We start from the raw sequence: 6,055 nt of genomic DNA, 5'->3' as shown, positions 1-6,055 counted from the left end.
ACGCTGCGTACGCCGAGCCGGGACTCAGTCCCGCGGTGTTGCGGAGCTGGTTTCCCGACAGCAATGGGCAGCCCGGCCGCGCGCGTCGCGGTGCGCGACCGGGAGGAGGCGATGCCCATGGCAATACGGCGCAGCCCGGACCGTTCCAGCCGCGCTCGCCAAACCCGATTGGTCCACGCGGCAACACCAACGCTCCGCACGGTAACCGCGCGCGCCCGCAACAGGATCCGAATGCGCCTCGCGGCAATACCTCGCGGCCGCACAATCCGAATGCAGCTCCTCGCGGGAACACTGCACGCCCGCAGAATCCGAACGCACCCCGTGGGAACGGCCCGCGCAAGCCTTACAACGACGGCGGTTCGCCCGGCAATTCGGTGCGCGACCGCAATGGCAATACGGCGGCGCCAACCAGTCCTTATCAGCCGCGTCCGCAGAACGCGCGCGGACCGCGACCAAACACTGGCCCTCGCCGGCCGGAGCAGGGCGGATCGCCCGGCAATTCAGTCCACGATGGCAACTCGTCCGCCCCGCGCGGGCCGGGCGGTAACCGGCGCGGACCGCGGACGCCGCGCTGAGAATCCCGGCGCGCAAAAAAAACGGCGGATTTCTCCGCCGTTTTTTTTGACTGAAGAACGGAAGCGCTGGCGCAATCAGTCGAGCTTGAGCGCCTTCTTGTCGCCGGATCGACGCTTCTGTTCCTTCGCGTTGAACTCCGACTCGCAACTGCCGCGAACGACCATCACGCAGTCGAGGTATTCGCTGATTTCGACGAGGGCCGCACCGATCGCCTTTCCGGCCGGGGTGTTTTCCTCATGCGCGAGATTGCCGCCGAAGCCGCCGCGGAACAGACCGACCGACATGCCGCCACCCGAACTGCGGCCTTCGATCGCACGCGAAAAATCGACTTCGCCGGTGGTGGCATTGACCACCCGCACGTCAACGCGCACATATGCTTCGGACTTCTTGCCGCCGAGAGAAATGCCACGAAAGCTGAGACCGCCGCCCGTGCTCGCGGTGTTTTCTTCGTACGAGGTCACGGTGCCAAAGACGAGATATTCCGCTCCGGTCACCTGACCCATCTTCGCGCCAGTGCCCGACCGAACGCGGCCGGACGCGGCCAGGTTCTGTTCCTCCAGCACTTTCTCGAGCTTGGCGCGCTCGACAACGCGGAAGTTTCCGCTGCTGGAAAGCTCATTGGACAGCATGCCGGATAATTCCCAGCCGACTCCGCCACGCCACCAGCCGGCCGACGACTCGTTCTTGAATTCAGCGACGCCGATCGACGGCTTCCCCGCCGCGAGAACGCTGCCCGCACCGCACAGACTCGTCAGCAGCACGACCGCCAACATCAACTTGCTCTTCATCACGACCTCTCCCAGTGGATTCAATCTTGAACGCCCATGCCCCGTCGCGGAAATTCTGCGCTGCCCGAGGGCACGCGCAGGATCTCGCCGGTACCTGTTCAGGCCAGTTTAGCAAACCCGAAACCGTGCGCCGTGCCCCAGGTCGCTGAAGGGACGGGACATGGTCCACAGGCGTTATGAGAACCGCATCACTGCATCGACTGCCGCGCACCTGGCAGGCCGGATGCCGAGCGGGACAACGCGTTCATCCTCGCAAAACGTTATCTGGCGCTGACAAGATCGCTGTAGTCGGGGTGCTTGGCGACCCATGCTTCGGCATAGCTGCATGCCGGGACGACCCTCCACTTCTCCCGACGTGCCGTGTCGAATGCCGCGGTGACGAGCCCGCCGGCAATCCCCCGCCCGCCGACGTCGTCGGGCACGGAGGTATGCGTGATCGTCAGTACGCCGTCGTCGAGGCGGTAGTCCAGCACGCACAGCACGCCGTCGACGGTCGTCTCGAAGCGACTCGCGGCGTTGTTCCTGATGACGTTTTCAGTCATCCGTTTCTCCCACTCGCTGAGGGCGAAGAATCGACGCTGCCCGTATTGAAGGACCTGCAAGCCGGTGTAGGCTCGCTGCACCGGGAGGATCGCGCACCATGACATTCACCACAACCGTTGCCGCGCCTTCGATCCGACATGCGGTCGACCTGATCTGGGACTGGCGCGTCGAACCGGGCGACTTCCAACTGGAGCGGATCCTGCCACAACCGGGTTCGGGACTGATCATCAATCTCCTTGACGACGAGACGCGCGTCTACAGCGACGACGCAGCGCAGCGTTGCGAACGGTCCCCCGGGTGCGTGTTCAGTGGCCAGTTCACCCACAGCTTCGTCATCGATTCAACCGAACAGATTGCAGTGATGGGCGTGATATTCCCGCCTGGCGGCGCCACTTCGCTGCTGCGCGAACCAATGGACCGACTCGCCAGCCGGCATACCGCATTGGAGGATCTGGTCGGACCCTCTGGCCGAGCGCTCCGCCAGCGCTTGTTGAATACGCCGACAGCGACGGCGCGTCTGGACGTGCTGCAAACGTGGTTGCGTGCTCACTGCACGAGCACCGTCGTCCACGCGTCGGTGCGGTTCGCACTCGGCGCCATCAACAGTGCGCCGCAGATCCAGCGTGTGGGCTCCGTCATTGCCGCGAGCGGCCTTTCGCCGCGCCGATTCGGAACGTTGTTCCGCGAGCAGGTCGGTATCGGGCCCAAGCAATACGCGCGCATGCAACGGTTCCGCGCAGTGCTGACGCACAGCCGGCAAGGCGGTCCGATCGAGTGGTCGCGGATTGCCGCGGATTGCGGATTCCATGACCAACCGCATCTGGTGCGCGAGTTTCGCCAATTCGCGGGCATGACGCCGACGGCATACCTCGCGCTGCGCGGACAGAATGTGAATCACGTGCCGCTCGCTCGGACGACTGAAAAGACGTGAGCACGGCACATTGCCGAAATCTACAAGACCGCCGTACGGATCGCGGTTAGCCTCGCAGCATCGACCGATCAGACGGACTCGCCATGCCAACTTTTGCCGCCAAGACTGTTGCAACCATCATTCCCTGCCTGAGGTATCGCGACGCGCTCAAAGCCATCGAATGGCTGTGCGATGCGTTTGGATTCGAAAAACATGTGGTGCATGCCGACGACAACGGGGTCGTCCATCACGCACAACTGGTGTTCGGGAACGGCATGATCATGCTCGGGTCGGTCGAGAACAAGAGCGGCTTCGGCGCGCACATCGCACAGCCGGACGAGATCGGTGGCCGTGAATCGCAATGCCCCTGCGTGATCGTCTCCGATTGCGCCGCGCATTACACGCGTGCAAAGGCGGCGGGCGCGAGAATTGTCGATGAACTGGAAACCAAGGACTACGGCGGCACCGGTTATTCGTGCCGGGATCCGGAGGGGCATCTATGGTGGTTCGGCAGCTATGACCCGTGGGTTGCGACGACCCAGAGCTGACGGCACCCCTGCGAAGATCCGACCAGCGCGCGACAAGATCCAGGCGGATGCGATGGGTGTGTTGCTCCAGTCCATCGCGGCCTTCGCGCAACAGCGACGTTCGAAGATTCCACGGAGCGTCTTCCCCGCCCGCATCCGACCGTCGATCACCAACGAGGGCGGTCAGGAATCGTGATCCTTCGAGTTGCCGATAATGATGCGCGCGTTGCGTTGATAGGTGAAATACGACCAGATCCAGTCGATGAAAACGACGATGCGGTTGCGGAAGCCGATCAGGAAGAAGATGTGCGCGAACAGCCAGAAAAACCATGCAAGCGCGCCGGAAATCCGCAGTCCCCTGATATCGACGACGGCCGCGAGCCGGCCGACAGTGGCGAGGTTGCCAAAGTCGCGGTAGTGGAACGCGGGCGATTCGCGGTCGGCAAGCCGGTTCCGAATGACGTCAGCGACGTATGCGCCCATCTGCTTCGCGGCTGGTGCGACCCCCGGAACCGGAACGCCGTCCTGCGTCACGCTGGCAAGATCGCCCACCACGAACACGTCCGGGTGTCCGGGCACCGAGAGGTCGGGCAACACTTTCACGCGCCCGACCCGATCGGTTTCACCTCCGAGTTGCGAGCCGAGTCGCGATGCCGCGACGCCCGCTGCCCAGAGCACGGTGCGCGCATCGAGTCGACGCTCACCGAGCGCGACGCCGCGTTCGTCGATGCCCGTCACCGCCTGACCGGTGTCGACGCTGACGCCGAGACGCGCGAGCTGCGCCTTGGCCTTGGCCGACAACGATTCCGGCATCGACGCGAGCACGCGCGGTCCCGCCTCGACGAGATGGACATTCGCGGTGCGGGGATCGCAGCGACGGAATTCGCGTGGCAACGTGTGGCGCGCGATCTCGGCGAGCGTGCCAGCGAGTTCGACGCCGGTCGGCCCGCCGCCGATGATGACGAAGTTGAGCCACTCGGCGCGTATGAGCGGATCGGATTCGAGCTCAGCGTGCTCGAACGCTTCCAGCATCCGACGGCGAATCAATCGCGCATCGTCCAGATTCTTCAGTCCGGGCGCGAACCGTGCCCAGTCGTCGTGACCGAAGTAGGCGTGGCGCGCGCCAGTCGCCACCACCAGATAATCGTAGCCAACTCGACCGCTCGCCAGATTCACATGCTTCGCGGCAACGTCAATCGCGAGGATCTCGTCCATCAGGACGGTGACGTTGCGCTGCTGGCGAAGGATGTGCCGCAGCGGTGCGGCGATATCGGGCGATGAGAGCCCAGCCATCGCGACCTGATAGAGCAACGGCTGGAACAGATGATGGTTTGTGCGATCGACCAGTGTGATCCGTACTGGCGCAGACGCCAGCGCGCGCGTGGCCCAGAGCCCACCGAAACCGCCCCCGAGAATGACGACATGAGGTTGAAGTGGCTGGGTCATGGGCGGCCAGGAGTGGGGTCGTCACGGACATTGTGCACGATCGTCGCGCTGTGTCGATCAACCGACGGGTTTCATGCACGGACGGACCGCGCCCGCCATCGATCGAGCGCGACCAGTGCGAGGCCGACGACCAGGAACAGGAGACCGACGCCCACCGCGTTGCGCGCGACAGCGGCGGCACCCAGTGCGTCGACGTCGATGAACGGATACGGATACTCGTGCAGCCACGCGCCACGCAGCAGCACGCAGGTGACGTAGACCGCGGGAAACAGCAACCAGCGCACGGCGTCGAACCATCCAAGCTCGCCGTGCGGCGCGAACAGGAACCACCATGCGAGGTACAGCAGCGGAACCGCGTAGTGCAGCGTCACGTCGGCGAGCCACTGCGCGCCCTGCGGATCCCACGTCGCCGCGAGGATCGAGTGGTAGATGGCGAGCGTGATGCCGATGCACAACGCAGTGCATCCGCGTAAGCGTGCACTGCGGAAGAGCGCCGCGACCGACGAGCTGCCGGGAAGAACCGCGAACGTGGCCGTCAGTGCCACCATCACATTGCTGATGATCGTGAAGAACGCGACATACCGGAATGTCGCCAGCAGTGGCCCGATGCCGTCGCCCGGCGACACGATGATCAGGACGTACTGCAACGCGAGGGCGAACCAGGCGGTGAGCGCGACGACGGCGGCGAAGCGACGACTCGGTGATCGACCGGTCATGGGGACAACCTGTGATGGGAGCAGCGCCGGGCGCGATATCTTATCCTTGCAAACGTCCTGCGGTGGCGACGTCCGCGCACAGGGCGTGCATGCAACGGAAGATGACGTGGCGATGAAATCGAAACCGGATGGAACCATTTCTGCGCGGGCCGCAGCCGCGGGCATCCGCGTCGGCATCGGAGGCTGGACGTACGCGCCATGGCGCAACAATTTCTATCCGCCGAAGCTGGTGCAACGCCGGGAACTCGAGTACGCCAGTCGCCACGTCACCGCGATCGAGGTCAACGGCACATTCTACGGTGCCCAGAAACCGGCAACCTATGCGAAATGGGCGTCCGAAACACCGGACGGATTCGTGTTCTCGCTGAAGGCGCCGCGGTTCACGACGGACAGGAAGCGACTCGCTGACGCAGGTCCATCGATTCGCAAGTTCGTCGAGGGTGGCCTGGCCGAACTCGGGGATCGACTGGGCCCGGTCAACTGGCAGATTCCCGCGCACAAGGCGTTCGAACAGGATGACCTGGCCGCGTTTCTTGACGCGTTGCCCCA

At 64.3% G+C, this 6,055-nt stretch carries 7 protein-coding genes; 3 read left to right on the top strand and 4 right to left on the bottom strand.

Features of this window, described 5'->3' with window-relative positions:
- Nucleotides 1-650: 650 nt before the first annotated feature.
- A complete protein-coding gene (locus ABIV12_RS12290) occupies nucleotides 651-1,364 on the bottom strand; it encodes a CsgG/HfaB family protein (protein ID WP_348059672.1) in 714 nt (237 codons plus the stop codon).
- Nucleotides 1,365-1,624: 260 nt separating this feature from the next.
- Nucleotides 1,625-1,906: a GNAT family N-acetyltransferase gene (locus ABIV12_RS12285; RefSeq protein WP_348059670.1), complete on the bottom strand. Its 282-nt coding sequence runs from the start codon at nucleotides 1,904-1,906 to the stop codon at nucleotides 1,625-1,627.
- A gap of 98 nt (nucleotides 1,907-2,004) precedes the next feature.
- Here ABIV12_RS12285 and ABIV12_RS12280 point away from each other — a divergent pair, with 98 nt between their 5' ends.
- Nucleotides 2,005-2,838, top strand: a complete 834-nt coding sequence (locus ABIV12_RS12280) for a helix-turn-helix transcriptional regulator (RefSeq protein WP_348059668.1) — start codon at nucleotides 2,005-2,007, stop codon at nucleotides 2,836-2,838.
- An 83-nt stretch (nucleotides 2,839-2,921) separates the two neighbouring features.
- Entirely contained in the window at nucleotides 2,922-3,365 is a 444-nt protein-coding gene (locus tag ABIV12_RS12275; protein WP_348059666.1) for a VOC family protein, read from the top strand.
- Nucleotides 3,366-3,527: 162 nt separating this feature from the next.
- On the opposite strand, the gene ABIV12_RS12270 is transcribed toward ABIV12_RS12275, so the two are convergent.
- Both ABIV12_RS12270 and ABIV12_RS12265 read right to left on the bottom strand, forming a co-directional pair.
- Nucleotides 3,528-4,790, bottom strand: coding sequence for an NAD(P)/FAD-dependent oxidoreductase (locus tag ABIV12_RS12270; RefSeq protein ID WP_348059664.1), 1,263 nt, complete (start codon nucleotides 4,788-4,790; stop codon nucleotides 3,528-3,530).
- A 71-nt stretch (nucleotides 4,791-4,861) separates the two neighbouring features.
- Nucleotides 4,862-5,506: a Pr6Pr family membrane protein gene (locus ABIV12_RS12265; RefSeq protein ID WP_348059662.1), complete on the bottom strand. Its 645-nt coding sequence runs from the start codon at nucleotides 5,504-5,506 to the stop codon at nucleotides 4,862-4,864.
- 112 nt (nucleotides 5,507-5,618) lie between these two features.
- Between ABIV12_RS12265 and ABIV12_RS12260 the strand changes: the two genes are divergently transcribed.
- Nucleotides 5,619-6,055 (top strand): DUF72 domain-containing protein (locus tag ABIV12_RS12260; protein ID WP_348059674.1); only part of this gene is annotated, 437 nt, incomplete at its 3' end.

This window comes from Dokdonella sp., assembly GCF_039926425.1.
Lineage (GTDB): Bacteria > Pseudomonadota > Gammaproteobacteria > Xanthomonadales > Rhodanobacteraceae > Dokdonella_A.
This window is presented reverse-complemented; position numbering and strand designations above follow the sequence as displayed.

Excerpts from the sequence above, each read along its gene's own strand:
- ABIV12_RS12290 (WP_348059672.1), bottom strand. The coding sequence starts at position 1,364 with ATGAAGAGCAAGTTGATGTTGGCGGTCGTGCTGCTGACGAGTCTGTGC.
- ABIV12_RS12285 (WP_348059670.1), bottom strand. The coding sequence starts at position 1,906 with ATGACTGAAAACGTCATCAGGAACAACGCCGCGAGTCGCTTCGAGACG.
- ABIV12_RS12280 (WP_348059668.1), top strand. The coding sequence starts at position 2,005 with ATGACATTCACCACAACCGTTGCCGCGCCTTCGATCCGACATGCGGTC.
- ABIV12_RS12275 (WP_348059666.1), top strand. The coding sequence starts at position 2,922 with ATGCCAACTTTTGCCGCCAAGACTGTTGCAACCATCATTCCCTGCCTG.
- ABIV12_RS12270 (WP_348059664.1), bottom strand. The coding sequence starts at position 4,790 with ATGACCCAGCCACTTCAACCTCATGTCGTCATTCTCGGGGGCGGTTTC.
- ABIV12_RS12265 (WP_348059662.1), bottom strand. The coding sequence starts at position 5,506 with ATGACCGGTCGATCACCGAGTCGTCGCTTCGCCGCCGTCGTCGCGCTC.